Annotated in this window: 27 protein-coding genes; 17 read left to right on the forward strand and 10 right to left on the reverse strand. The window is 63.6% G+C overall.

Annotation, left to right across the window (positions count from 1 at the left end):
* Window positions 1-189: 189 nt before the first annotated feature.
* Window positions 190-753, forward strand: a complete 564-nt coding sequence (locus ACO06F_RS17970) for a GNAT family N-acetyltransferase (protein WP_421694100.1) — start codon at window positions 190-192, stop codon at window positions 751-753.
* Here the strand turns inward: ACO06F_RS17970 and ACO06F_RS17975 are convergent.
* From ACO06F_RS17975 to ACO06F_RS17990, 4 genes are read right to left on the reverse strand one after another with little or no spacing between them, the layout of a single operon-like run.
* Window positions 694-2751, reverse strand: coding sequence for a hypothetical protein (locus ACO06F_RS17975; RefSeq protein WP_421694101.1), 2058 nt, complete (start codon window positions 2749-2751; stop codon window positions 694-696). The two genes, ACO06F_RS17970 and ACO06F_RS17975, sit on opposite strands and share 60 nt — an antisense overlap.
* Complete coding sequence (locus tag ACO06F_RS17980; protein WP_421694102.1) at window positions 2751-5540, reverse strand: DUF4159 domain-containing protein; 2790 nt, start codon at window positions 5538-5540, stop codon at window positions 2751-2753. Before ACO06F_RS17980 ends, ACO06F_RS17975 begins: the two co-directional genes overlap by 1 nt.
* Window positions 5537-6415: a DUF58 domain-containing protein gene (locus tag ACO06F_RS17985; protein WP_421694103.1), complete on the reverse strand. Its 879-nt coding sequence runs from the start codon at window positions 6413-6415 to the stop codon at window positions 5537-5539. Before ACO06F_RS17985 ends, ACO06F_RS17980 begins: the two co-directional genes overlap by 4 nt.
* A 4-nt stretch (window positions 6416-6419) precedes the next feature.
* Window positions 6420-7418 carry an AAA family ATPase gene (locus ACO06F_RS17990; protein ID WP_421694104.1) on the reverse strand — a complete coding sequence of 333 codons (999 nt, stop codon included), beginning with the start codon at window positions 7416-7418 and terminating at the stop codon, window positions 6420-6422.
* Between the two features lie 128 nt (window positions 7419-7546).
* Between ACO06F_RS17990 and ACO06F_RS17995 the strand changes: the two genes are divergently transcribed.
* The 12 genes from ACO06F_RS17995 to ACO06F_RS18050 all read left to right on the forward strand — a co-directional run bounded on the left by ACO06F_RS17995 (window position 7547) and on the right by ACO06F_RS18050 (window position 16739).
* On the forward strand, window positions 7547-8128 hold the full coding sequence (locus tag ACO06F_RS17995) for a DUF1285 domain-containing protein (RefSeq protein ID WP_421694105.1): 582 nt from the start codon (window positions 7547-7549) through the stop codon (window positions 8126-8128).
* Entirely contained in the window at window positions 8125-8754 is a 630-nt protein-coding gene (locus tag ACO06F_RS18000) for a CoA pyrophosphatase (RefSeq protein WP_421694106.1), read from the forward strand. The genes ACO06F_RS17995 and ACO06F_RS18000 overlap by 4 nt, the downstream gene beginning before the upstream one ends.
* Window positions 8751-9932: a CCA tRNA nucleotidyltransferase gene (locus ACO06F_RS18005; protein ID WP_421694107.1), complete on the forward strand. Its 1182-nt coding sequence runs from the start codon at window positions 8751-8753 to the stop codon at window positions 9930-9932. Before ACO06F_RS18000 ends, ACO06F_RS18005 begins: the two co-directional genes overlap by 4 nt.
* Window positions 9933-9943: 11 nt before the next feature.
* Window positions 9944-10309 carry a cupin domain-containing protein gene (locus ACO06F_RS18010; protein WP_421694108.1) on the forward strand — a complete coding sequence of 122 codons (366 nt, stop codon included), beginning with the start codon at window positions 9944-9946 and terminating at the stop codon, window positions 10307-10309.
* A gap of 4 nt (window positions 10310-10313) precedes the next feature.
* On the forward strand, window positions 10314-11075 hold the full coding sequence (locus ACO06F_RS18015) for an SDR family oxidoreductase (RefSeq protein WP_421694109.1): 762 nt from the start codon (window positions 10314-10316) through the stop codon (window positions 11073-11075).
* Complete coding sequence (gene folB / locus ACO06F_RS18020) at window positions 11072-11470, forward strand: dihydroneopterin aldolase (protein ID WP_421694110.1); 399 nt, start codon at window positions 11072-11074, stop codon at window positions 11468-11470. Before ACO06F_RS18015 ends, folB begins: the two co-directional genes overlap by 4 nt.
* 142 nt (window positions 11471-11612) lie before the next feature.
* Window positions 11613-12125 (forward strand): BA14K family protein, encoded by a 513-nt coding sequence (locus ACO06F_RS18025; RefSeq protein ID WP_421694111.1) that lies wholly within the window; start codon window positions 11613-11615, stop codon window positions 12123-12125.
* 111 nt (window positions 12126-12236) lie between these two features.
* Window positions 12237-14147, forward strand: coding sequence for an excinuclease ABC subunit UvrC (gene uvrC, locus ACO06F_RS18030; protein ID WP_421694112.1), 1911 nt, complete (start codon window positions 12237-12239; stop codon window positions 14145-14147).
* Entirely contained in the window at window positions 14144-14752 is a 609-nt protein-coding gene (pgsA, locus tag ACO06F_RS18035; RefSeq protein ID WP_421694113.1) for a CDP-diacylglycerol--glycerol-3-phosphate 3-phosphatidyltransferase, read from the forward strand. The genes uvrC and pgsA overlap by 4 nt, the downstream gene beginning before the upstream one ends.
* Window positions 14753-15004, forward strand: a complete 252-nt coding sequence (moaD, locus tag ACO06F_RS18040; RefSeq protein ID WP_421694114.1) for a molybdopterin converting factor subunit 1 — start codon at window positions 14753-14755, stop codon at window positions 15002-15004.
* On the forward strand, window positions 15004-15762 hold the full coding sequence (locus ACO06F_RS18045) for a pseudouridine synthase (protein ID WP_421694115.1): 759 nt from the start codon (window positions 15004-15006) through the stop codon (window positions 15760-15762). Before moaD ends, ACO06F_RS18045 begins: the two co-directional genes overlap by 1 nt.
* Before the next feature lie 35 nt (window positions 15763-15797).
* Window positions 15798-16739, forward strand: a complete 942-nt coding sequence (locus ACO06F_RS18050) for a hypothetical protein (RefSeq protein ID WP_421694116.1) — start codon at window positions 15798-15800, stop codon at window positions 16737-16739.
* Window positions 16740-16746: 7 nt separating this feature from the next.
* On the opposite strand, the gene ACO06F_RS18055 is transcribed toward ACO06F_RS18050, so the two are convergent.
* The 6 genes from ACO06F_RS18055 to ACO06F_RS18080 form a co-directional block, all read right to left on the reverse strand.
* Window positions 16747-18204, reverse strand: coding sequence for a GMC family oxidoreductase (locus tag ACO06F_RS18055; protein ID WP_421694117.1), 1458 nt, complete (start codon window positions 18202-18204; stop codon window positions 16747-16749).
* 39 nt (window positions 18205-18243) lie between these two features.
* Window positions 18244-18690, reverse strand: coding sequence for a hypothetical protein (locus ACO06F_RS18060; protein ID WP_421694118.1), 447 nt, complete (start codon window positions 18688-18690; stop codon window positions 18244-18246).
* Between the two features lie 7 nt (window positions 18691-18697).
* The gene (locus tag ACO06F_RS18065; RefSeq protein ID WP_421694119.1) at window positions 18698-19063 is read right to left on the reverse strand and encodes a hypothetical protein; all 366 of its coding nucleotides are present in this window, start codon (window positions 19061-19063) and stop codon (window positions 18698-18700) included.
* Between the two features lie 119 nt (window positions 19064-19182).
* Window positions 19183-19626 (reverse strand): hypothetical protein, encoded by a 444-nt coding sequence (locus ACO06F_RS18070; protein WP_421694120.1) that lies wholly within the window; start codon window positions 19624-19626, stop codon window positions 19183-19185.
* Between the two features lie 10 nt (window positions 19627-19636).
* The gene (locus ACO06F_RS18075; protein ID WP_421694121.1) at window positions 19637-20005 is read right to left on the reverse strand and encodes a hypothetical protein; all 369 of its coding nucleotides are present in this window, start codon (window positions 20003-20005) and stop codon (window positions 19637-19639) included.
* 127 nt (window positions 20006-20132) lie between these two features.
* Window positions 20133-21020 carry a branched-chain amino acid aminotransferase gene (locus ACO06F_RS18080; protein ID WP_421694122.1) on the reverse strand — a complete coding sequence of 296 codons (888 nt, stop codon included), beginning with the start codon at window positions 21018-21020 and terminating at the stop codon, window positions 20133-20135.
* Window positions 21021-21138: 118 nt separating this feature from the next.
* On the opposite strand from ACO06F_RS18080, the gene ACO06F_RS18085 reads away from it, so the two are divergent.
* From ACO06F_RS18085 to ACO06F_RS18100, 4 genes are read left to right on the forward strand one after another with little or no spacing between them, the layout of a single operon-like run.
* Complete coding sequence (locus ACO06F_RS18085) at window positions 21139-21684, forward strand: MarR family winged helix-turn-helix transcriptional regulator (protein ID WP_421694123.1); 546 nt, start codon at window positions 21139-21141, stop codon at window positions 21682-21684.
* Entirely contained in the window at window positions 21677-22357 is a 681-nt protein-coding gene (locus tag ACO06F_RS18090; RefSeq protein WP_421694124.1) for a response regulator, read from the forward strand. The genes ACO06F_RS18085 and ACO06F_RS18090 overlap by 8 nt, the downstream gene beginning before the upstream one ends.
* 11 nt (window positions 22358-22368) lie before the next feature.
* A complete protein-coding gene (locus ACO06F_RS18095; protein ID WP_421694125.1) occupies window positions 22369-23715 on the forward strand; it encodes an ATP-binding protein in 1347 nt (448 codons plus the stop codon).
* A gap of 8 nt (window positions 23716-23723) precedes the next feature.
* Window positions 23724-24194 carry a hypothetical protein gene (locus ACO06F_RS18100; RefSeq protein WP_421694126.1) on the forward strand — a complete coding sequence of 157 codons (471 nt, stop codon included), beginning with the start codon at window positions 23724-23726 and terminating at the stop codon, window positions 24192-24194.
* The last annotated feature ends 357 nt before the right edge of the window (window positions 24195-24551 follow it).

The raw sequence follows: 24551 nt of genomic DNA on the forward strand, positions 1-24551 counted from the left end.
TGCGTTCAAGCTAAGGCGCCCGTGATGAACGCGATGGACCAGATCCGACTGCGACGACGAGCCCGTGACACGCGCGGGTTTCCGCGCGGCTGAACGCGTCCGGTCCTCCCATCCGCACAGGTGACGCGGGGTGGCAGCAGGGTCTCCGGGTGCTCCCTTGATGCCCTTTCTTCCTGAGATCCAATGCCCATGTGCGGTTCCATCGCCTGCGACGACACGACTTCGAATGATAATGACGCGATCGAGCATCTGCTCGATGTGAGCTTCGGCTCTGACCGTTTTTCAAAAACCTCTTACCGCCTGCGCGAGGGAAACACTGCAGTGCCTGGCCTTTCCCTTGTCACGCGTGACGGCGGGGTGGGGATTTCCGGAACCATCAGCTTTTGGCCGCTGGTCATTGGCAATGCCGCATCTCCCGCGCTGCTGCTGGGGCCGCTTGCGGTTCATCCCGACCGTCAGAAACTGGGGATCGGCCTCACGCTCATGCGCGAAGGGTTGGCACGGGCGAAGGCGCAGGGCCACGAGCTGGTGCTGCTTGTGGGGGACGAGCCCTATTATTCCAAGGTGGGCTTTGCCAGGCTGCCGGACGGCGTCATTTCGCTTCCGGGGCCCGTCAATCCAGAGCGCTTCCTCTATCTCGAGCTCGTGCCCGGCGCGCTCAAGGGCGTCTCAGGGCTGGCGCGGGTTCCTGCATCAGCGCCCTTCGCGGTACCACATGCCGCCGAGACCCAGGAGCAGCACTGCGAGGCTTAGGAGTGTGGCGAAAAGCGGCGTGTCGGAAACAGCCAGCACGCGGTGCGCATCATTGCTGCGCAGGCCCATCCAGCCGCTGCCGGACATCTGCCGCCCGGCGTCCACCTTCACGAGCTGCGGCATGCCGTCTTCAAACCACTGCACGCTGCCGCCGGTGGATTTTGCCACTGGATCAAGGATGGCTGTGGTGGCGATGAGACTCGCCATTTCCTTTGCATCGCCATCGCCTGCTGCAGCAACGGACACCAGCTTTCCGTCCGACAGGCGGTGGAGGCCCGCTTCAGTGATGGGAAGCGAAGCCTGGAAGCGGCCGGGAGAAACCTCACGCAGCTGAACCTCCTCAGTCTTGCCGGAGGGAAGTGTTACCGTCACGTTTGATGCCGTGTCCGCCATTGTGCGGCGCTCGATCACCAGGTCATTGCCTTGCTGCTTGGCGAGGAGCGCCTCCTCTTCCAAGTCCGGTTCCTTCATCAGCCAATGCGCCATGCGGCGGAGAAGCTCCGTCTGGGGGCCGCCGCCTTCGAAGCCTCTGGCCCAGAGCCAGCCCTGATCCGAGAGAAGCTGGGCCACGCGGCCCTTGCCCTGGTGGGAGAGGACCAGCAGCGGCTTGCCATCAAGGCCTGACATGACGGTCTCGCCGGAGCTCGTGGTGGTGTCGACCAGCCTGAACCAGCGGCCCCAGCTCGGCGTCTTTCCCTCCGAGCCCGGCAGATCCTTGGTCACCGGGTGCTTGCGGCCCTGGGTGGTGAGTTCGGGCTTGAAGGGGCCTTCGAGGACCTCACCTGTGGGAGCAGCCGCGATGATGTCGGACAGGGGCGTGTAGTAGAGCCCGTCTTCGCCAGCGAGGTCGGGGCCTGAGGCGATCAGCACAGCGCCGCCATCGGCCACGTAGCGCGCGATATTGGCCATATAGGCTGCGGGCAGCACGGTCTGGCGGCGGTAGCGGTCGAAAATCACCAGATCGAATTGGTCAAGCTTCTCGACGAACAGCTCGCGCGTCGGGAAGGCAATGAGGGCCAGCTCCTTGGTGGGGGTCCCGTCCTGCTTTTCCGGCGGCCGCAGAATGGTGAAGTGCACCAGGTCGACCGAGGCATCGGCTTTGAGAAGATTGCGCCAGGTGCGCTCGCCCGGATGCGGCTCGCCCGAAACGAGCAGCACGCGCAGGCGGTCGCGCACGCCCTCGATCACGGCGACGGCGCGGTTGTTCTGCACCGAGATCTCGCCTTCAAGCGGCGGCGCGACGATTTCGACGATGTTCTGACCGCCGTGATCGACGGTGACAGGAATATCCACCGTCTGGCCCGGGGTGACGTCAATCGTCATCGGGGACTCGCCGCCGATCGAGACGGAAACGGGAACCGTCTGGCCCGGTCCGTTCACCTCCTCGAGGCGGAAGGTGACCGTCTGCTCCTGGCCGACCATGCCGAAGCGCGGGGCCTTGTCGAGGACGATCTTTCGATCCTTCTCGGATTTGGAGCCCGTGATGATGCCATGGACCGGACCGCCGATGCCGCTCTTTGCTGCATCAGGGGGCGCATCATGGATTTCGCCGTCGGTAATCATCACGGCACCGGCGAAGCGCTCGGGCGGAATGTCGGCCAGTGCCCGGTTCAGCGCTTCGAAGGCGCGGGTGCCATCATCCTCGCTGCTGATGCCGGATTTTACCTCCACCGTGCGAAGCTCGGTGTTGGGAAGCCTGGCGACCGCCTCCTTCAGGGCTTCGGCGGCGGCATCTGTGCGCTCGACGCGTTCAGGGTTCTGCTGGCTGAGGGAGCGGTCGATCACCGCAACCGCAATGTCCGTCAGGGGTTCGCTCTGCTCGTTGCGGATCACCGGGTTGGCAAGTGCTGCGATCAGAAGGACGAGCGAGAGGGCCCGCAGAAGGACCCCGCGGGCGCGGGCGAAAGCAAGCGCGGCGACCAGAGCAAGGCCGAGGAGGCCAAGGCCGGCAATAAGCACCCAGGGCAGGACGGGATCGAAGCTGATGTTCCAGTCCATCACTGGCCCAGCCTTTCCAGCAGTGCCGGCACATGCACCTGGTCGGCCTTGTAATTGCCGGTCAAGGCATACATCACGACATTGATGCCGGTGCGGAAGGCAAATTCGCGCTGGCGGTCGGTTCCGGGCACGGCGGCATAGAGCGGGTCACCGTTCAGATCCATGGCCCATGCCGCTGCATAGTCATTGGAACCGATGATGATGCCGCTCACGCCATCGGTGTTGCCGGAGGCTGCACCTTCGCTGTCCGAGCGCTCCACCCACAGCTTTCCCGTGTCATAGCGGCCGGGGAAACGGTCCAGAAGATAGAAGCTCTTGGTCAGCACATGGGTTTGGGGCACGGGCTCCAACGGCGGTATATCGAGCTTGGCAAGGATGCGCTGCAGCGCGTCTGCGGCGGCGGTGCTGCCGCCGCTCAGGGCATCAGCGCCTGCGCCGTCTTCACGCAGATCGAAGAAGATCGTCCCGCCGCCTTTCATGTAGTCGTCCATGCGGGCCAGGGCCGCGTCCGAAGGAACCGCAGCATCGGGTTTCACCGGCCAGTAGAGCAGCGGGAAGAACATCAGCTCATCACGCTCAATATTGACGGCTGCCGGATCCCCGGTGTTGACGGAGGTACGCTCGCGCAGCATTTCGCCCAAGCCCTTCAAGCCTTCCTCGCTCACCTGGTCAATCTCCGCGTCTCCGGTGATGACATAGGCAAGCCGCGTCTCCAGCGCGTTCTTCATGGCAAAGTCATCCGCCACCTGGGCATGGGACGGTGCGGCCTGCCAGGGCAGAAGGAGAAGAAGGGCAAGCGCTCCCGCGACGGCTCCCGCGCGGCGCTGGCGAAGCCTCGCCAGCCCACCGCCCATGAACAGGGCGGCCAGGCAATCTGCAAGGAATAAAATCATGGCGAGGGCAAAGGCATAGGGTGCGAGGTCCGTGGCGGGGAGCGGAGCGAGGCTGCGGATGGCGACGGCGGAGGGAAGGCCCGCAATCGGCGTCAGCGCGTCGCCGCTGCGGGTGATGTTGAGGGCGCGCTCCTGCTCGCCGCGGCGGTAGAGGCCTGCGGGCGTTGCCGCCGAGACCGTGGCCTTGTTGATCAAGGCTGCCGGAATGGGCTGGAGATCGGGCGAGGGATCGGCGAGGTCGCCAAAGCCATCGAGCATTGCGAAGGGTGCAAAGGCCTGCGCATCCGGCGCGGCGGCCGTCTTGGCGCCGCCGCCCGCAGCAGGTGCAAGGTCCAGTACGCGGCGCAGCATCTCGACGAAGAGCCCTGAAACGGGGAGGTTCGACCAGTCGGCATTGGCCGTCACATGGAACAGGACGATCAGGCCCTTGCCGTCCTTCTTGGCCGTCACCAGCGGGGTGCCGTCTTCGAGGCTCGCCCACACCTTGGTGGGAAGCTCACTGTCAGGCTCCGCCAGAACCTGGCGGGTGACCTTCACGACGGGGTCGGCGGGGAGGCCCGCAAACGGGCTCTTCTCGGGGAAGGGCTGAAGCGCCTGGGGCGTTTCCCAGCTGAGCGCACTTCCGAGCGAACGGTCACCTTCGCGCAGCGTCACGGGGATGAGGCTGTCCTGCGCGCCGGCAAGCCGGGGTCCGGCAAAGCGCAGCAGCACGCCGCCATTGGCCACCCATTTGGACACGATGTCCTGCTCATCCGCGGGGAGCACGCCGATATCGGCGAGGACCAGCATGGAGAGCCCCTGGTCGAGCAGGTTCTTGAGGGCGTTGGCATCGCCGGGTTCGCTCAGCTCGCCATAGGGCTCGAGCGCGCGCGACACGTAATAGAGGGGGGAGAGCAGCGGCTGGGCCGATTCCGCCGAGGCGCCGGTCAGAAGCGCCACTGTCTTACGGCGCCAGCGGTCATCCATCAGGAACGTTGCTGCAGCGTTGCGCGCACCTTCAATCGAGATGCGGCCCACCTCGTTGCGGAGTTCGACGGGAAGCTCGATCACACCGTCTGCCTTGGTGGCATTGGCGGCAAATCGAACGGGTACGTCCCCGAAGCTGCGGCCATTGCCGGCGCGGGCGGACACCTGAACCGCAGCTTCCGGGCCGCCGGGCTCGCGCAAGGCCGTGACCTTAATGCGGCCCCCCTCAATTGCAGGGGTTGCCAGCGCCAGAGGCAGTGCAGCGGGTAGGATCGCCTCCACCTGGGCCGCACCATTGGCAAGGCCGAGGAGGCCTTCGGCAAAGCGCTTGGCCTTGCCATCATCAAGCCCGTCCGCCAGCCACACGACGCGAAGCGAAGGTTCCTTGCCGAAAGCATCCTGCAGCCGCTTCAGAAGAGCGTCCCTGTCCGGATCGAAGGCGCGGGGGCTGAGCGTGGCGGCGCGCGGTTTCACATCGGCCGCCGCCCGGTGTTCCAGTGGCTGCGGGCGGAGCTCCGGCGTTGAGGTGGCAAGCGTTACGGGAGAGCCGGCAGCGGCAGCGCCATCGAGCGTTTGCGCCATCACGGCCAGGCGCTGATCCCAATCCTTGGCGGCGGCCCAGCTGTCATCGACGATCAGCAGCAGGGGCGTCTTTGTGGGCACGGCAAGGCGGCCCGGTGCATAAAGCGGCTGCGAGACGCCAAGGATCACGAGGGCCGCCATGGCAAGGCGCAGCAGCATCAGCCACCACGGCGTCTTGTCTGGCTGTTCCTCCCGGTTGGCGAGGCCCAAGAGCAGGCGGATCGGCGGGAAGCGCACGGTTTCGGGCCGCGGCGGCGTGAAGCGCAGCAGCCACCAGATAACGGGCAACAGCAGAAGTGCGACCAAGGCCAGCGGCGTGGTGAAGGTGAGTGCACTCAGGAAGTTCATCGCGCGGCCTCACCCGAGATCAGCGCATGCAGCGCCAGGAGCGCGCGCGTGGGAGACTCGTCCGTGCGGTGGACAATGAAGCTCCAACCGATGCTGCGGCACAGCTCGCGCAGGCGGGAGCGGTGCTCCGCGAGCTTTTGCACATAGGCCTCGCGCAGCATCTCCGTCTTGGAGGCGAGGAATTTGGCAGGCCCCGCCATCTCATGGAATTCCACGCGGCCATGATAGGGGAGCGTCTCCTCCGCCGGATCGGTGACCTGCACGAGGTGGCCCTTCACCCCCGCTTCGGCCATGGGCGTGAGGGCGCGGGCAATGTCCTGCGGCGTCTCGAGGAAATCCCCCGTCAGCACCGCGCCTGAAAAGCGCGGCATGCGCGCGAAGCCTGGAAGCGCGCTGCCCTGGCCCTTCAGGAACCAGTCCGCGATTTTGACCAGCTGCGTGCGCGTGTGGTCAGGCGCATAGGGCGAGCCCAGCGCGCTCACCCGCTCCTGCGAGCGGACGGCGAGGGAGGCGATGGCGAGGCTCAGCAATTGGGCGCGCTCGCGCTTTGTGACCTGGGCCAGATGCGAGCGGAAATCCATGGACACGGATGGTGAGGACCAGACCCACAGCGTGTTGGCGGCCTCCCACTCATTCTCGCGGATATAGACGTGGGACGAGCGGGCGGATTTATGCCAGTCGATGCGCTGGGTGGAATCGCCAAAACTGTAGGGGCGGTATTGCCAGAAGGATTCGCCAGGCCCCGCGCGCTTCCTCCCATGCTCGCCCAGGATCACGGTTGCGGCAATGCGTTCCGCCTCCACCAGCAGCGGGGGCAGTGCTTGCGCCTGGTGCGTTGCGCGGTCAGCGAGGGTGAGGGCTTGGGCCTTCGTCATCAGGTCAGGCAAGGAGCCGGGCGAGCCGCTCGATGGTGCCGTCAATGGTGTGGCCATCCGCACGGGCGGTGAAGTTCAGCGCCATGCGGTGGCGGAACACGGGGCCCAGCAGCGCCATCACATCGTCGAGCGAGGGCGACAGCCTGCCCTGCAACATGGCGCGGGCGCGGGCCCCGAGCATCAAGGCCTGGGAGGCACGCGGCGATGGCCCCCAGGCGACGTTGCGGTTGATGAATTCATCCGCGTCAGGGCCGGGGCGCGCGGCGCGCACCACGCGGAGGATTGCTTCCGCCACCTGCTCGCCCACGGGGATGAGCCTCGTCAGGCGCTGCGCATTCATCAGTTCCGTGGTGGAGAGAACCTTCTCGGGCTCTGCCTCGTCAGCGCCGGTGGTGGCGAACAGCATACGGCGCTCGGCATCGATCGAGGGGTAGGGCACATCGATCTGCACGAGGAAGCGGTCCAGCTGGGCTTCGGGAAGGGGGTATGTGCCTTCCTGCTCGATGGGGTTCTGGGTGGCGAGCACATGGAAGGGGCGCGGCAGATCGTGCCGCTGGCCGGCAACCGTCACATGGTGTTCCTGCATGGCCTGGAGCAGCGCGGACTGAGTGCGGGGCGAGGCGCGGTTGATTTCGTCCGCCATCATCAGCTGGCAGAAGACTGGCCCCTGCAGGAAACGGAACTGGCGGCGGCCACCTTCCGTTTCATCCATCACTTCGGAGCCGATGATGTCGGCAGGCATCAGGTCTGGTGTGAATTGCACGCGCTTTTCGTCAAGCCCCAGAACGCGGCCCAAAGTGGTTGCGAGTTTGGTTTTGGCGAGGCCGGGGGCGCCGACGAGAAGCGCGTGGCCGCCGCCCAGAACGGCGATCAGCACCTGTTCCACCACCTCATCCTGGCCGAAAATGATCCGGCCAATCGCAGCGCGGGCCTTTCCCAGCCTTTCACAGGCGGTTTCAAGGTCGGCGATAATCTGGCGGTCGGCTTCATTGATGCTTGGCATGACGCTCACTATCGTAAAAGGGATCGGGCCATGATTCATGGCCCGCTGCTAAGGTTCCCAGCTTCGGGAACGAGAATGGCCTAAAAGAGGCAGGAAAGACAGTCCGGCAGAACGTTGATGACGCGAAAATGAACAGTGGCAACCAAGACGCAGCAAACCCCCTCAAGGGGCTTTCAGAGGCCAAGTCCGGCAAGGGACCGCCGCCCGTTCACCTGTGGAATCCGCCGTTTTGCGGCGATATCGACATGCGGATCGCGCAGGACGGCACCTGGTTCTACATGAACTCGCCCATCGGCCGGAAACCTTTGGTGCAGCTGTTTTCCTCCGTTCTGCGGCATGATGCGGACGGGAATTACTATCTTGTAACCCCCGTTGAAAAGGTGGGGATCCGGGTGGATGACGCGCCCTTCACCGCCGTCCGCATGGCGGTCGAGGGCGAAGGCCAACGCCAGGTGATCCGGTTCGAGACCAATGTGGAAGACGAGGTGACGGTCGATGCCGCCCACCCCTTGCGCTTTGCGCCTGAGGAGGGAACAGGCGGCCTCAAGCCCTATGTGCTGGTAAGGGCGGGGCTTGAGGCGCTCGTCAGCCGGGCGCTGTTTTATGATCTGGCGGCGGCGGGCGTGGTTCAGGACGGCTGGTTCGGCGTGTGGTCTTCCGGGCAGTTCTACCCCATGCAGAAAGCCTCCGAGATCGGGCTTGGCCCTTGAGCCACCGCTTCGATGCAGATGAACTGCGTGCGCGGGCGGCACTGCGCCTGCACAGCGCGCCGGTTCCGCCGCGGCTGGGTGATGATGACCTGAATCCCACCGCCCGCATGATTCCGGAGGGTGAAGCACCCACCCCCGCGGCCGTGCTGGTGCCGCTGGTGACAAGGCCTGACGGCCTCCACCTGCTGCTCACCGAGCGCCAGCCGCATATGCGGCGCCATGCCGGGCAGATCGCATTTCCCGGCGGGCGGATCGATGGCGAAGCGGAAACCCCGCTCGAGGCCGCCTTGCGGGAAAACCAGGAGGAGACGGGCATTCAACCAGCCTTCGTGGAGCCGCTGGGCTTCCTCGACAGCTACATCACCAGCACGAATTACAGCGTGGTGCCGGTCGTCGCCTTGCTGCGGCCAGGCTTTACCGTGACGCCGCATGATGCGGAGGTGAAGGACGTCTTCGAGGTGCCGCTCTCCTTCCTGATGGACCCCGCCCACCATGAGCGCCATTCGCGGGACTGGCAGGGCCATTTGCGCTACTACTATGCGATGCCCTGGCAGGGGCGCTACATCTGGGGCGCCACCGCCGGCATGATCCGCAATCTCTATCGCCTGATGTACGAAACCCCATGACCGACCTTCCCTCTCTCGCCGATGCCGGATGGCTGCAAAAGCCGTCTCTGCAGCGTGTCATGGCCGCAATCGCGGCCGCGGGCGGGGAGGCACGCGTGGCGGGCGGCGCGGTCCGCAACGCGCTCATGAGCGAGGAGGTGACGGAGGTGGACCTCGCCACCACGCTGTCTCCCCAGCAGGTGACGGAGGCTTGCGCCGCTCACGGCATGTCCGTTTACCCCACCGGCATCGAACATGGCACGGTGACGGTGGTTTGCGAGCATGAGCCCTATGAGGTGACGACGCTCCGCCATGATGTGGAGACGGACGGCCGCCGCGCCGTCGTCTCCTTCACGGATGATTGGGACGCCGATGCCATGCGGCGCGACTTCACAATGAATGCGCTGTACTGCGATGCATCGGGCAGGATTTATGACGTTACCCATGGCTACAGGGATATCCTGCGCCGGGCGGTGATCTTCGTTGGCGATCCCGTCCAGCGGATCGCGGAGGACTATCTCCGCATCCTGCGTTTCTTCCGCTTTCATGCACGCTATGGCGAAGGCTTGCCGGATGCCGCGGGGCTTGATGCCTGTACGCGCATGCGGGCGGGGCTCGATCATCTGTCAGCCGAGCGGGTCCGCCAGGAGATGTTCAAGCTCCTGGCCGCGAAGAGTGCCGTTCCCACGCTGCAGCTGATGGCCAAGCAGGGCATTCTTCCCCATCTTCTTGACCATGTGGAGGCGTGGCGCGCGTTGGAGCGCCTGCCGCCGGAGCCTATCCTGCGGCTTGCCGTGCTGGCCCGTGATCCCCTCGCCATGAAGGCGCGCTGGCGGCTTTCCAACCATGAGGGCGAGCGGCTGGAGGCAATTGTCTCAACGCCCGCACCTTCGCCTGCCCTCAGGCCCCAGGAGCAGCGGATCATCCTCTACCAGATCGGAGCTGAAGCCTGGCGCGACCTGGTGCAAATTGCCTGGGCCAAGGCTGATGCAACATTCGATGATGCGGCGTGGCAGGAGCTGCTCTCCCTGCCGGACCGGTGGGCCATTCCCGTGCTTCCCGTTTCCGGCCGCGATCTTCTCGACGCGGGCATGAGCCCTGGACCGCAAATTGGCGTAATGCTCAAGCAGCTCGAGGACTGGTGGGTGGCTTCCGATTTCCGGCCGGACCGGGAAGAGCTATTGAAGAGACTGGCATAGAGGGGTTCAGCATGGCCGATATTCTGGTGATGAAGACCAAGGGCAAGCACGCGCCCAAGGCGGAGAAGGGCAAGCCCGACAAGGCGAAGCTTCTCAAGGGCAAGTATGAAACCCGCACCTGGAACCATTTCACGGGTGAGGATGACCGGCTCTATTGCGGCATCTGGGAATCGACCCCCGGCAAGGTGAACGTCGACTACAGCGAATGGGAGTTCTGCCATTTCATCGAGGGGAAGGCCATTCTCACCAATGAAGACGGCAAGTCCTGGACAGTGAAGAAGGGCGATGCCTTCATCATTCCAGCAGGTTTCAAAGGAACATGGGAGACGGTGAAGAAGGTGAAGAAGCAATACGTCATCCTGCTGCCCAAGCCTTGATGCCATGAGCCAGAAGAAATCCGTTCTCGTCACCGGTTCCGCCAAGCGCATCGGGCGCAGGCTGGCGCTTGACCTCGCCAAGGACGGCTGGGATGTGGCCGTTCACTGCAATGCCTCGATGGTCGAAGCGGAAGAGGTGGCGAGCTTCATCCGTGGCATCGGCCAGCGTGCGGTGATCGTGCGGGGCGACCTTTCGGGGGACGATGTGCCGGACCGGCTGATCGCGGAAGCCTCCGCGGGTCTCGGTGGCCTCACCTGCCTCATCAACAATGCCTCCCTGTTTGAGCCTGACGAGGTTGGCAGCATCACCACGTCGAGCTGGGCCGAGCATCTCGACACAAATCTGCGCGCGCCGGTGTTTCTCTCCCAGGCCTTCGCCCGGCAATTGCCGGCGGGGCAGGAAGGAAACATCATCTCGATCATCGATCAGCGGGTGTGGAAGCTGAACCCCCGGTTCTTTTCCTATACGACGTCCAAGTCCGGCCTGTGGACGGCAACCCGCACGCTCGCCCAGGCGCTGGCCCCCCATATCCGCGTCAATGCGATCGGCCCCGGGCCTGCCCTGCCGTCCGCCCGGATGGACCAGGCGGAATTCGACAAACAGGCCGCGCTGACGCTTCTGGGCCGCGGCACGTCGCCGGCGGAGATATCGGGCGCTGTCAAATTCATATTGTCACAGCCGTCACTGACGGGGCAGATGATCGCGCTGGATGGCGGCCAGCATCTCGTCTGGCAGACGCCGGATGTTGTCGAGGTGAATGAATGAAGAAGCCGATGATCAGCCATCATGTGGCCAGCGCTGCCTCGGGGCTCCGCCACGTGTTCGTGCGCGACCTCGATCTGATGGCGCTGATCGGCATCTATGAGCATGAAAAGCTGGAGCCGCAGCGCATCATCGTCAACATCGATCTCTCCGTTCAGGAGGGCGATGGTCCGCAAGGCGATGATATCGGACACGTGGTGTCCTACGAAATCGTGGTGAAGAAGGTTGAGGCCATCATTGCCGAGGGGCATATCAACCTCGTTGAAACCCTGTGTGAGAAGATCGCCGCCGCCTGCCTGCGCGACAAGCGCGTGGCCGCCGCCCGAGTGCGGGTGGAAAAGCCCGACATCATCAAAAACGCCCGCAGCGTGGGCGTGGAGATCGAGCGGCAGAGATAGGAAGCTTTCGTTATCGAATCGAGCGTTCACGATCACGTGCGGATACGGAACTAAGGGCAGATTCCCCCGTTTCCTGCTACACGCCTTTGAGTGCCTTCCCTTTTCCGGAAGGCTTCGCGGCGAGCAAGGGAGTAATATTCAGATGTTGAAACATAGCCTCATTGCACTGGCCGCCATGGGCGCGGGCCTTCTTGGATTTCCTGCCACGCAGGCTTCGGCCTTCACCCCGGCTCCTGCACCGGCCATTCAGTCCGACGCCAATCCGCTGATGACCCAGGTCCGCGACCGGGGCATGAATGGCGGGATGAATCGTGGCTGGAATGGCAATAACCGGTACAACCGTTACAACAATAATTGGAACAATCACCGCTACAATCGCCGCTATCACGGCAACCGCTGTGGCAGCTGGAGCAACAATTGCCGCTATCGCTACGGCAACTATTGGTACCAGAACCCGTGGTGGCTGGTGGGCAGCGGTGTGGCCCTCGGCGTCGGGATCGGCGCGGCAACGGCCTATGATGGCGGCGGCGGTGGCTATGGCAGCCGTCACGTGGCGTGGTGCTTGAACCGTTACCAGTCCTATAATCCGCGCTACAACACCTGGGTTGCCTACAGTGGTGCCGTGCGCCAGTGCATCAGCCCCTATGGCCCCTGATCTGGACCTTTAGTCTCTGATGAGCCGGCGCTCCCCCCGTGGAGCGCCGGTTTTTCATTGTGGCGGCGCATCATCTTCCCCAAGTGAGGGGGAGAGCTGTAAAGTAGCGCCATGCCGTCCGAACCTTCCCAAGCGCCACATGATTCGCCTGTTCCTGACGCCCGGGGAACGGAGCTGATCCGCGATTTCGTGTCCAGGCTTCCGGCCAAGCCGGGCGTCTACCGCATGTATGACGCCAAGGGCGACGTGATCTATGTGGGGAAGGCGCGCAATCTCAAGAATCGCGTTTCGAACTACACGCGCGCCTGGGGGCACACCGCGCGGATCGCCACCATGATCTCGCTCACCGCCAATATGGAGTTCATGACGACAGCGACCGAGGCCGAAGCCTTGCTGCTGGAAGCAAACCTGATCAAGAAGCTGAAGCCGCGCTTCAACGTGATCCTGCGGGACGACAAGTCATTTCCCTATATTCTCATCGCGAGGGACCATGGCGTGGCACAGCTGGCGAAGCACCGGGGTGCACGCAACCGCAAGGGCAGCTATTTCGGCCCCTTTGCCTCTGCAGGAGCCGTCAACCGCGCCATCAACACGCTGCAGAAGGCTTTCCTTCTGCGCACCTGCAATGACAGCATCTATGCCAACCGGACCAGGCCTTGCCTCCTCTACCAGATCAAGCGCTGCTCTGCCCCTTGCGTGAACTACATCGCAGCCGAGCCCTATGATGCGCTGGTGAAGGAGGCGGAAGCCTTTCTCAACGGCAAGAGCCAGGCGGTGAAGGCCGAACTCGCAAAGCAGATGGAGGGCGCCTCAGAGGCCATGGATTTCGAGCGCGCCGCCACCTACCGTGACCGCATCCAGGCGATGAGCTTCGTTACCCAGACGCAAGGCATCAATCCGCAGTATGTGGAGGAGGCGGATGTGTTCGGCTTTGCCCAGGAGGGCGGGCAGAGCTGCATTCAGGTGTTCTTCTTCCGCTCGTTCCAGAACTGGGGCAACCGCGCCTATTATCCGAAGGCGGACAAGAGCCACGAGGCACCTGAGATTCTCGCGGCATTCCTGGCCCAGTTCTATGACGACAAGCCGATCCCCGATCTTGTGCTCCTCTCGGATGACATTGAAGAGCGGGCCTTGCTCGAAGAGGCGCTCTCAACCCATGCCGGGCGGCGGATCGAAGTGGCCGTGCCGCAGCGGGGCGAGAAAAAGACACTGGTTGAACATGCCGTTACCAACGCCCGCGAAGCGCTGGGTCGGAAAATGGCGGAGACGTCTTCTCAAGGAAAGCTGCTGGAGGGTGTGCAGCGTGTGTTCCGCCTGGCCGAGGCGCCGCGCCGGATCGAGGTTTACGACAACTCCCATATCCAGGGCACAAATCCCGTGGGGGCAATGATCGTCTCGGGCCCGGACGGCTTCATCAAGTCGCAGTACCGCAAGTTCAATATCCGGACCGAGGACATCGGCTCCGACGATTTCGCCATGATGCGCGAGGTGCTCACCCGCCGCTTCAGCCGGCTGCTGAAGGAGCAGGGCGAGGAGCGGGGCGAAGAGCAGGCAAAGGACGTGCAGGCCTGGCCGGATCTGGTGCTGATCGACGGCGGCCAGGGCCAGCTTTCAGCGGCAAAGGCGGTTCTGGAGGAGCTGGGCCTTTCGGATCTTGCCGTGGCGGGCGTGGCCAAGGGGCCGGACCGGGACGCTGGCCGCGAACACTTCTATGTGACGGGCCATGCCTCCTTCATGCTCGAGGCTCGGGACCCCGTCCTCTATTACATTCAGCGGCTGCGGGACGAGGCGCATCGTTTCGCAATCGGTTCACACCGGGCCAGGCGATCCAAGGCCATCGGAATCAACCCGTTGGATGAGGTGCCCGGCATCGGACCCTTGCGCAAGAAAGCCTTGCTGCAAACCTTCGGTTCGGCCAAAGCAGTATCACGCGCCAGTGTAACGGACCTGGCGGCCGTGGAGGGGGTGAGCCATGCGCTTGCCCAGGCTATTTACGACCACTTCCATGAGAGTGCAGAATGAGCGGCGCGATGAACGGAACGGAGACGGGCAAGACTGCGGGCTATTCGAAGGTGTGGAACCTTCCGAATATCCTGACCTATGGCCGCATCGTCGCCGTGCCCGTGGTGGCGGGGCTTTTGCTCTGGGGCGGCAATGATGCGCGCTGGGCAGCCCTCTTCATCTATGTGCTGGCGGCAATCAGTGATTTCTTTGACGGCTGGCTGGCACGGCGCTGGAAACAGCAATCATCCCTGGGCCGCATGCTGGACCCGATTGCGGACAAGGTGCTGGTGGCCGTGGTGCTGCTGGTGCTCTGCGCCGATTCCATCCTGCGCGGCGGCCATATCTGGGCGGCCATCATCATTCTCTCGCGTGAGGTGCTGGTCTCGGGGCTCCGCGAATATCTGGGCGAACTCCAGGTGTCGGTTCCCGTCACCAAGATCGCCAAATGGAAAACGGCCGTGCAGATGATCGCCATCGGCTTTCTGATCGCAGGACCGGCGGGAGATACGGTGCTTCCGCACACCACGTCCATGGGCATTGGCATGCTGTGGGTCGCAGCGGCGCTGACGCTCTATACGGGCTATGATTATTTCCGCGCCGGCATCCGGCATGTCGTTGACTGAATGAAAATTCTCTATTTTGCCCGTATCCGGCAGATTGCCGGCCGCAGCATGGAAGAGCTGGAGGTTCCGGCCTCCGTCGTCACCGTGTCGGATCTGATCGCGCACTTGAGCGGGCGTGATGAAGCCGTGGCGGCGGCGCTGGCCGAGCGCCGCACCTTGCGGGCCGCCGTGGACCAGTCCCATGTGCCGCTCGATGCGTCCATTGCAGGTGCGCGCGAGGTGGCCTTCTTCCCACCCGTCACAGGCGGCTGATGCGCCTCAACGTCTATCTCCAGAAGGCCGGCATCGGATCCAGGCGCGAGGCGGAGCGTTTCGTCGCTGAAGGCCGGGTGAGCGTCAATGGCATGACGGCCATGGCAACCACGCCGGTGGAGGAGGGCGACGCCGTGCTCGTCGACGGGAAGCCCGTCAACCCGGACACGAAGCCGCTGCCGCGCCTGTTCCTGATGCACAAGCCGATGGATGTGCTGGTCACCCACCGGGATCACAAGGGCCGCCCCACCATCTTCGATCTCCCGGCGCTCAACCCGCCGCTGTGGCCAGCCTCCAACCCGCGTATCATGAATGTGGGCCGGCTGGACGTGAACAGCGAGGGTCTGCTCGTCCTCTCCTCCGATGGCCCACTTGCCCAGGCAATGATGAGCCCGGAAACGGCGCTCACTAGGCTTTACCGCGTGCGGGTGCGGGGCCAGATCACGCTTGCGGATGCCGAGACGCTGGCCCAGGGCATCACCGTTGACGGCGTCAATTACCGGGGCGTGCAGTTTATTGAGGAATATGGCCAGGAAGGCCGCGCCAACCGCTGGTACCGCTGCGTTCTCACCGAAGGCAAGAACCGCGAGATCCGGAAGCTGTTCGAGCATTTCGGCTGCGTGGTGAACCGCCTCGTCCGCCTGCAATATGGCCCCTTCACACTCGATGACATGTACCCAGGCGACGTGCGCGAGGTGCCGCCCGAAAAGGTGAAGGCCCTGCTGGATGAGCTGGCGCAGAAGGGTGTGAAATTGTGAGCGGTGCCCGCCACGCTGCGGGGGTCTGAGCGGCCATGCATGTGGTCTTCGTCAAGAGTTCGGACAACCCGCGCGACGTTCTGCAGCGCCTGCACTCCACACCGCTGTATGTAGGCCTGAGAGAGCTTGGCGTCTCGACCGGAATGGCGGTGCTTGACAGCGCCACGGTCGATATCGCGCCGCCCAGCCATGCCGTCATCCACTACAATGACCGGCGGGCGATTGCGGCCGCATTCGAGCTGCGCAAGAGCCACCCCGTGAAGATCCTTTGCCTCTGCGCCGATGTCTATGAGCTGGCGCCTTACCGGTGGCTGGCGGAGTCAGTGGATCTGTTCCTGGCACCGACGCCGCTGCACCGTCAGGTGATCCAGTCCGCCGTGATGAAGCCCGTGGCCGTTCTGCCGGAGGCAATCGATCCCATCGCGCTGCCGGGGCAGGGGACAGCGGTGCCGGTTGCCTGCAACAACCGGCTCTGCTGGTTCGGCTATCCGGAATCCTTTGGAAAATCGATGGGCTATCTTCTGCCCGATGCCTTCGCCCGCTCGTCCTTCGATGTGAAGCTTTTCACCATCATCACGGATACACAGGAGCCCCTGTGGCAAGGGGCCGTCCACAAGCCCTTCACCGAAACGGGCTTCTACCGGGACGCGGCGGATTGCGGTTATGCGTTGCTCAGTCATTTCGCCTATGATCTGCAGCTCAACAGCTTCATCAAGTCTCCCAATAAATTGCTGACGGCGCTGGTGCGGGGCATGGTGCCCCTGGCCTCGGCCACGCCGAGCTATTGGAACATCGCGCGAAATTACGGGCTGGAGCCCTTGCTGTTCGACGGGCCGCTCACCCTCTCCCGCCTGTTAAAGACACTCGACTGCGCGCGCGACCGTGCGCGTTTCGGCCTTGAAGGCATCGGGCAGGATTTGCGCGAGAAGCATTCAAACACCGCCACTGCGCGGCGCTTTCTCGACCTGATTTCGTAGGAGCGTTTCAACCCCGCAAGATGCACTCCGCCGCCTTTTCCGCCACCATCATCACGGCCCCGTTGATGTTGACGGTGATGAGCGATGCAAAGACCGAGGCGTCGGCGATGAACAGCCCGCCGATGCCCATCACCTTGAGGTCCGGCGTCACCACCTGGCCGATCGCCGCCGTGCAGCAGGGGTGGTAGACGGTTTCGCAGACGCTGCGGATATAATGGCGCCATTCATCATCGCTCTGGACGGCGGGGCCGGGGTGGATCTCCGCCCGGCACAGGGCCTGCATGGCGCGCGTCTGGCCCAGCTTGCGGGTAAGCTTGAGAGCACGGAGCAAAAGCTCGAGATCGGCGGGATCTGAAAAATAGTTGAGGTTGATGATGGGCTTGTCCGCCATGGACGGGCCCGAGAGGCGGATTTCGCCTTCGCTCTTCGCGCGCGTCACATTGGGGGAGGCTTTGACGGCGGGGCCGCCGGTGGCGAGCCGCGCGCGGTCTGCATATTTCTCGCGCACGCGCAAGCCGAAGTGGAACAGGATGTCGGGCGCGGGAGCGTCCGCGTCGAGTTGCAGCATCATCGTGGCCTCGAAGGGACAAATTTCCCAATCGCCGATGGGCGCATGCGTTTCCCAAACGACGGGTGCGGCCACATGGTCCCGCAGGTGCTTGCCGAGGTGGGGAAGGTCCGCGATCACACCGATGCCATGGGCCTTCAGTTCGGCGGCAGGCCCCAGCCCCGAAACCATCGTCAGCTGCGGCGTCTGGATGGCGCCGCATGTGAGTACGACGGCTTTTGCCGCATGAATGTTTCCGCGCGATGTTTCAGCGCCCACCGCGCGGCCGTTCTCGATGATGAGGCGCGTTGCCATGCACTGCGTCCACACCTCCAGATGCTTCGGCAGTCCGGCCAGGGGGTGAAGATAGGCAACGGAGGATGATTGCCGCGCGCGGCCCCTGGCGTTGAGCGGGAAGACGCCCACGCCCTGGCGAACCTCCCGGTGGAAGTCCACTTCCTCCAGGCCCAGTTCAATCCCCGCCTCGATGAAGCTGCGGCTCGCGGGGTGGCAGGGGGCAGGCTCAATGGTGACGGCATCGAGAATGCGCTGCCAATAGGGCGCCATGGCGTTTCCGTTCCAGCCCGTGGCGCCAAGGCGCTCCCAGTCATCGAAATCGGAATCGGGCGGGCGGATGAAGGCGCAATCATTGTGATTGGCGCAGCCGCCCAGCAGGCGGGCGCGGGCATAGTTGAGGAGGGGCGGCGTGCCGGGAAGGGTGGAGGCGCGGAAGCCCCAGTCATAATCCGGGGTTTGCTCGTCCAGCCGCTTCAGGTCCACGGCGGCAGGGTCACCTTCGTCAGACTTTCCCGCTTCGAGAAGAATGATGCGGCCCGCCGACCTTTCAGCAAGCCTTCTTGCGACGACGGCTCCTGCCGAGCCGCCGCCGATGATGAGATAGTCACACTGCGCCGTCATGAGTCCGGAAGCTTAGTCAGCGCAGCTGTTGCGCGCCACCTATTTCCAGAAAGTTTCCGCCGGAGCGGAGGTCTTTGCCTCCAGTGCGTTGGCGCAGAAATCCGCCTTGTGCAGCGCGCCTTCGGACAAGAGAATGCCCTTGGAGGTGCCCATCATCAGCATGATGTTGGTATAGCGTACCAGCTCTTCCTCCTCGGTCAGGTCCTTCGGACCTTCGGCCAGAACACCGGTCGTCGCGGCTGCCACCTTGTCGGGGTCAATGCCGATCCCGTCGCACAGAAGTGCCGCGGCGGCGCCATAGGCAATGGCGTTGACGATCGCCAGTTGCTTTCCGCTGAGCACCCCCTGCTGGTCAACGAGGGCCGCCTTCCAGGCGTCATCAATCCGCCTGTCGTCGGCAATGGCGGGCGGTGCAAAAACCGTGAGGGCGCAGAGCAAGGCCGGAGCCGTTCCACGGCGCGCAGCTGAGAAAATACCCATCATCATCTCCCGCTCAGTAGCCATAGATCCGGCGCGTCCACTTATGCGCAACGGTGCCGTTGGCATCGTAGCAAAGCCGCTGCGCCGGATAGCACACGACCCTCGGCGCCGGGCTGAAGGAGCGGTTGAAATACGCATCATAGCCACCGGGCGGATAGGGCTGCTGATAGCCTTCGTAATAGATGCGCCGGTTGTTGTGATGGTTGGCATCGGCGATGGCGGCGCCCACCGCAAGGCCTGCGACGCCGCCGAGAATGGCCGCCGCCGTCGGGCCAATCGTCTTGGCTTCCGCGGCCTGATGCATGCTGAGAAAGATCGAGGCCGTTGCCAGCAGTGCCAGCGCAGAATGTCTCAATGACGGAGCAGTGCCGTGATTCATGATGCTCTCCTTGAGCATCACAGTCTAGGCAGTGAGCATATTCCCGTCAAACGCATAAGTTGTGATATTCGCCAATAAGGAATCCGCCGGGTACTTGCCCGGCGGATTGAATCTTCACGTCATTTCCAGAAATTGGCGACCTGCGTGTCCGCCTTCTGCTGGTTGGCGCTGGCGCAGAAGTCGTCCTTGTGAAGGGCGCCTTCCGCCAGAAGGATGCCCTTGGCCGTTCCCAGCATCAGCAGGATGTTGGAGTAACGTTCGAGTTGCTCGTCATCCGTCAGGTCGGCAGGGCCGCCCGCGAGAACGGCGGTGGTGGCCTTGGCCACCTTTTCACCGTCGATGTCGATCCCGTCGCACAGCAGGGCAGCGGCGGCGCTGAAGGCGATGCCGTTGATCACCGCCTGCTGCTTTTCGTCCAGTATGCCTTCATTGTCCTGCAGTGCCGCTTTCCATGCATCATCGATGCGGAAATCATCGGCCAGCGCGGGCGTGGCGGAGAGGGCGAGGCCCAGCAGCACGGCAGCGCCGGCGGCGGAGCGGAGCGAAGAAAGAAGTCTCATCATGTCACCCCGATCAATAGCCATAGACTTTGCGTGACCACACGCCGTTCACGCTGCCATTGTTGTTGTAGCAGGCCCGCTGCGCCGGATAGCACACGATGCCCGTGGTCGGGCTGAAGGCCTGGTTGAAATAGGGGTCATACTGGCCCGGCGCATAGGGCGGCACATAGCCCGGATAATAAACTTTCTTGGTGCGCGGCTTGTTGGCGTCGGCAATGGCCGCGCCAACGGCGAGACCTGCCACACCGCCGACGATGGCAGCGGCCGTGGGCCCCATGGTCTTGGCTTCCGCCTGCTGCTGCGGTCCGGCGAGCATGCCGGCCGCCGCCAGGGCGCAGAGCAGGAACATGCCCGCCCGTCTGCGAGAGACTTTCGATTTCATCACGTGAACCTCCAGTGAGGGCGGCACGCTATGAGATCGTTTGCGCTCCGTCAAAGACTGTCTCGCGAATGGTTAAGGCCGCGCCCGGGGGCAGCGGCCTTCACTTTGCAACCTCTGGACGGAAAGCTCAGGCGGCCTTCGACTTTGGCCTCACAGCATTGGTGTAGGCATCCATCAGGGTGCGGCTGATGTTGCCGGGCTTGAAGCTGTAGGGGCCGATCTCGGCCACGGGTGTCACCTCGGCTGCCGAGCCCACGATGAAGCATTCGTTGAAGGAGGGAAGCTCCTCCGGCATGATCCGGCGCTCAATCACCTCGAGGCCCTGTTCCTTCGCCAGCTGCAGAACCGTCTGTCGGGTGATCCCGTTCAGGAAGCAGTCGGCCACTGGCGTGTGAATGGCGCCGTCCCTCGTGAAGAAGATGTTGGCGCCGGTGCATTCGGCCACGCGGCCCTGCCAGTCCAGCATCATCGCGTCGGCATAGCCCTTCTTCTCGGCCTTGTGCTTCGAGATGGTGCAGATCATGTAGAGCCCTGCGGCCTTGGCATGAACGGGTGCGCATTGCGGGTCGGGCCTGCGGAATTCCGCAATGTCGAGCTTGATGCCCTTCATCTTGGTTTCGGGATCGAACATGGAGGGCCAGGCCCAGGTGGCGATCGCCACGTGGATCTTGTTGTGCTGGGCGGAGACGGCCATCATCTCGGAGCCGCGCCAGGCGACGGGCCGCACATACTGGTCGCCGCCGCCGTTGAGGGCCACGACCTTGTCCTTCGCCGCGTTCAGCTCTTCCACCGAATAGGGGATCTCGAAATCCATGATCTCGGCGGATTTCCGCAGCCGGATTGAATGCTCGGTCGATTTGAAGATCACGCCGTCATAGGCGCGCTCGCCCTCGAACACGGAGGAGCCATAGTGCAGGCCATGGGTCAGCACGTGAACCTTGGCCTCCTTCCAGGGCACGATCTCGCCGTTGAACCAGATCCAACCGTCGCGCTGGTCAAAGGGTATGATCGTCATGGCTTGAAGCTCCTGTCCGGCCTATGTTGCTGGGCTGAAAGCCAGCAAAATGCCGCCCTCGCGCCCACATCTCATTTTCAACTGGCCAAGCGTAACGAGCCGGGTTAAATATGTCAATATGGCTGACATAATTTCTGCCCAAGAAACGGGCCACCATCCGGCAGGGGACAATATAAGCGAGCAGGACACTGTTGCGCTCATCGAGCTGATGTTCTTTGCCTACCGCGATTTCGTGTCCGATCCGGACGAGATTCTGGGGCAGTTCGGTTTTGGCCGCGCGCACCACCGGGTGCTGCATTTTGTCGGGCGTGACCCCGGCATGACGGTGCAGCAGCTGCTCGATATTCTGCAGATCACCAAGCAGAGCCTCGGCCGCGTGCTGAAGGAGCTGATCGACAAGGGATATGTGTACCAGAAGGAGGGCGACACGGATCGCCGCCAGCGCCTCCTGCACCTGACGGAGGCGGGCGAAGAGCTGCGCCAGCGTCTGATGGGCCCGCAGATCAACCGCATCCGCCGCGCCGTGTCGCTGCCGGAGGGCAATGCCGCGCATCTCTACCGCCGGGTGCTTTACCACATGGTGTCGCCCGCGAACCGGGAGGCGGTGCGGGACTGGATCGACCGGGCAAGCCTGCTGGGCGATGGGGAGCCTCCCCATGGATGATCTTCCCCACATACTCGTGGTGGATGATGACCGGCGCATCCGCAACTTGCTCCAGACCTATCTGATCGAGAACGGCTTCCGCATCTCGGTGGCAGCAACCGCTGCAGAAGCGCGCGAGAAGATGCGCATCGTCTCGTTCGATCTCGTCATCCTCGACATCATGATGCCGGGTGAAACGGGCCTCTCCTTCACGGGCTGGCTGCGGGCGGAGGGCAACACCGTGCCGGTGCTCATGCTGTCAGCCCTCGCGGAATCATCCGACCGCATTGCGGGGCTTGAAACGGGGAGTGATGATTATCTCGCCAAGCCCTTCGAGCCGCGTGAGTTGCTGCTGCGCATCCGCGGCCTGCTGCGCCGCCAGGACCAGCCGGGCCGCGGCCGGGCGGAAGTGGCCTTCGGACCCTTCACCTTCCATCTCCAGCGCGGCGAATTGCGGCGCGGGCCGGAGCTGATAAGGCTCACCACGCGCGAGCGGGAATTCCTGAAGACGCTGGCCGCCAATGCGGGAAGCACCGTGGTGCGCGGCGAGCTTGCCCCCGAAGGATCAGAAGAGGGTGCCCGCAGTGTGGATGTCCAGATCAACCGCCTGCGCCAGAAGATCGAGGACGATCCATCGAACCCCGTCTATCTCCAGACAGTGCGCGGCGCCGGCTATGTGCTGCACATCGACTGAGGGCTGAGCACATGGCGCGCAACTGGCTGTTCGACCATTTCAACGCCTTCCTCGAACGGCGCATGCCGGAAGGCTTGTTCCCGCGCGCGCTCATCATTCTCGTGGCACCCGTGGTGCTGCTGCAAACCATCATGACCGGCCTCATCCTCGAAAGGCATTTCGAGAATGTGACACGGCTTCTCGCGCGCTCCTATGCGCGGGACGTGAGCCTGCTCGTCCAACTCTACGAGGATTCTGACAAGAGCGCTGCCGCCGAGGACCGGATCGAGGCATTGGCCAATGGCACGCTGAGCCTCGGCCTGACGATCGAGAAGGGCCAGCTGCCGCCGCCCCTGCCGGAGCCTTTCTTCTCGCGTGCCGACACGCGGCTTGCGCGTGAGTTCACCGTGCAGATGAAGCGGCCCTTCTGGCTCGACAGCCGCGAGCAGCCGGATTACGTCGAGGTGCGGGTGCTGACCGGCAAGGACACGGTCTTCCAGTTCCGCACCCGGGGCGAGCGCACCTTCGCCACCTCCACCGGCTTCCTGCTGGCGTTGATGCTGCTGTCCTCGCTCCTGCTCCTCGGCATTGCCATCATCTTCCTGCGAAACCAGATCCGCCCCATCACCGATCTTGCGCGCGCGGCGCAGAATTTCGGCACCGGGCGCGATCTCGGTTCTTTCCGCCCCCGCGGCGCGCGCGAGGTGAAGGCGGCAGGCGAAGCATTCCTGGACATGCGGGACCGTATCGCGCGCCAGGTGGAGCAGCGCACCGCGATGCTCGCCGGCGTCAGCCACGATCTGCGCACCATCCTCACCCGCTTCAAGCTGGAACTCGCCGTGCTGGGTGACGGTCCGAAGGTTCAGCCCCTGAAGGAAGACGTGGACGAGATGCAGCACATGCTCGAAGCCTATATGGCTTTCGTGAAGGGTGATGCCGGAGAAGCTGCACGTGAGGTCAATCTCGCCGATCTGGTGCGCACGGCCGCCCGCGCCTCTGAGCGGGACGGCGGCACGGTTGACGTCGAGGTGACGCAGGGCCAGATGGTGCGGGTCAAGCCCAACGCCTTCGGCAGGCTTCTCTCCAATCTCATCGGCAATGCCGTGCGCTATGCCAGAACGGTGAAGGTGACGGCGAAGGTGTCGGACCACATGCTGACGCTCCTTGTCGATGATGATGGCCCCGGCATTCCGCCTGAACAGCGCGCCGAGGCGTTCCGCCCCTTCGTCCGCCTCGACAATGCCCGCAATCTCGATGAAACAGGAACCGGGCTCGGCCTGGCGATTGCGCTCGACATTGCACGCGCCCATGGTGGAGAACTGAAACTCGAAGATAGTCCGAAAGGCGGGCTTCGCGCTCTCGTGCAAATTCCGGTATAGAGGTTCTCATGATGGATTATCGCGTCGACCCGCTCTGGCTCAAACTCAACATGATGAACGCCGATGGCCTGCAGGCCTTTGCCCCCTTGATGGAGGCGATGCAGAAGCAGATGGGCCAGAACGCCGAAACCACGCAGCGCGTGATCGAGGAATATCGCAAGTTCCTGTTTCTCGCCATGCGCGCCGGCCATCAGGTGATCCCGCCCGGCCCCGTGAACGATGCCTGGATGATGCATATCCAGACCGCCCAGAATTATTGGGAAAATCTCGGCCAGATGATCGGCGAACGCCCCATGGCACAAGGCCTCGACGCCAGGCAATTCGCCTCCATGGCGGACACCTGGAAGGCGACGCTCGAGTCCTACGAAAAGATCTTCGGCATGAAGCCCCCCAAAGACATCTGGGGCGCAGGCCCCGCCACGGAAAACCCGTGGATGCAGGCCATGAACAACTGGAAGAAGATGTTCGGGCTGGGCTGAAGCCCCTCCGGTCACGTCCGCGCCCTTCATGGCCCCAACACGGCCAATGAACGCCAGCATCATTCGCCAGATCGCGCTGAGCATCGGTCGTCGTCACCTTTTCGTTGGTCATCCAGAGGCCGCATCCCATAGAGCGGCGCGCGTTCAGCTGAGATCAGCCTCTAGCTCGCACCGCCACGCCAGCGTAGGCTGGCATCCCGCTTTGCTGGCCGGACATGCCGACACAAAGCGTCATGCCAGCCTTCGCTGGCATGACGGACCAGATAGAGTTCAAGTCTGCCAGCGATCCTGGCTTTCGCCGGAATGTCGCCACGGGATACAATTTCGGAGTATGCGCCTTTCTATCCTATCGAGCGC

Source organism: Aestuariivirga sp. (assembly GCF_965227715.1).
Classification (GTDB): Bacteria; Pseudomonadota; Alphaproteobacteria; order Rhizobiales; family Aestuariivirgaceae; genus Aestuariivirga.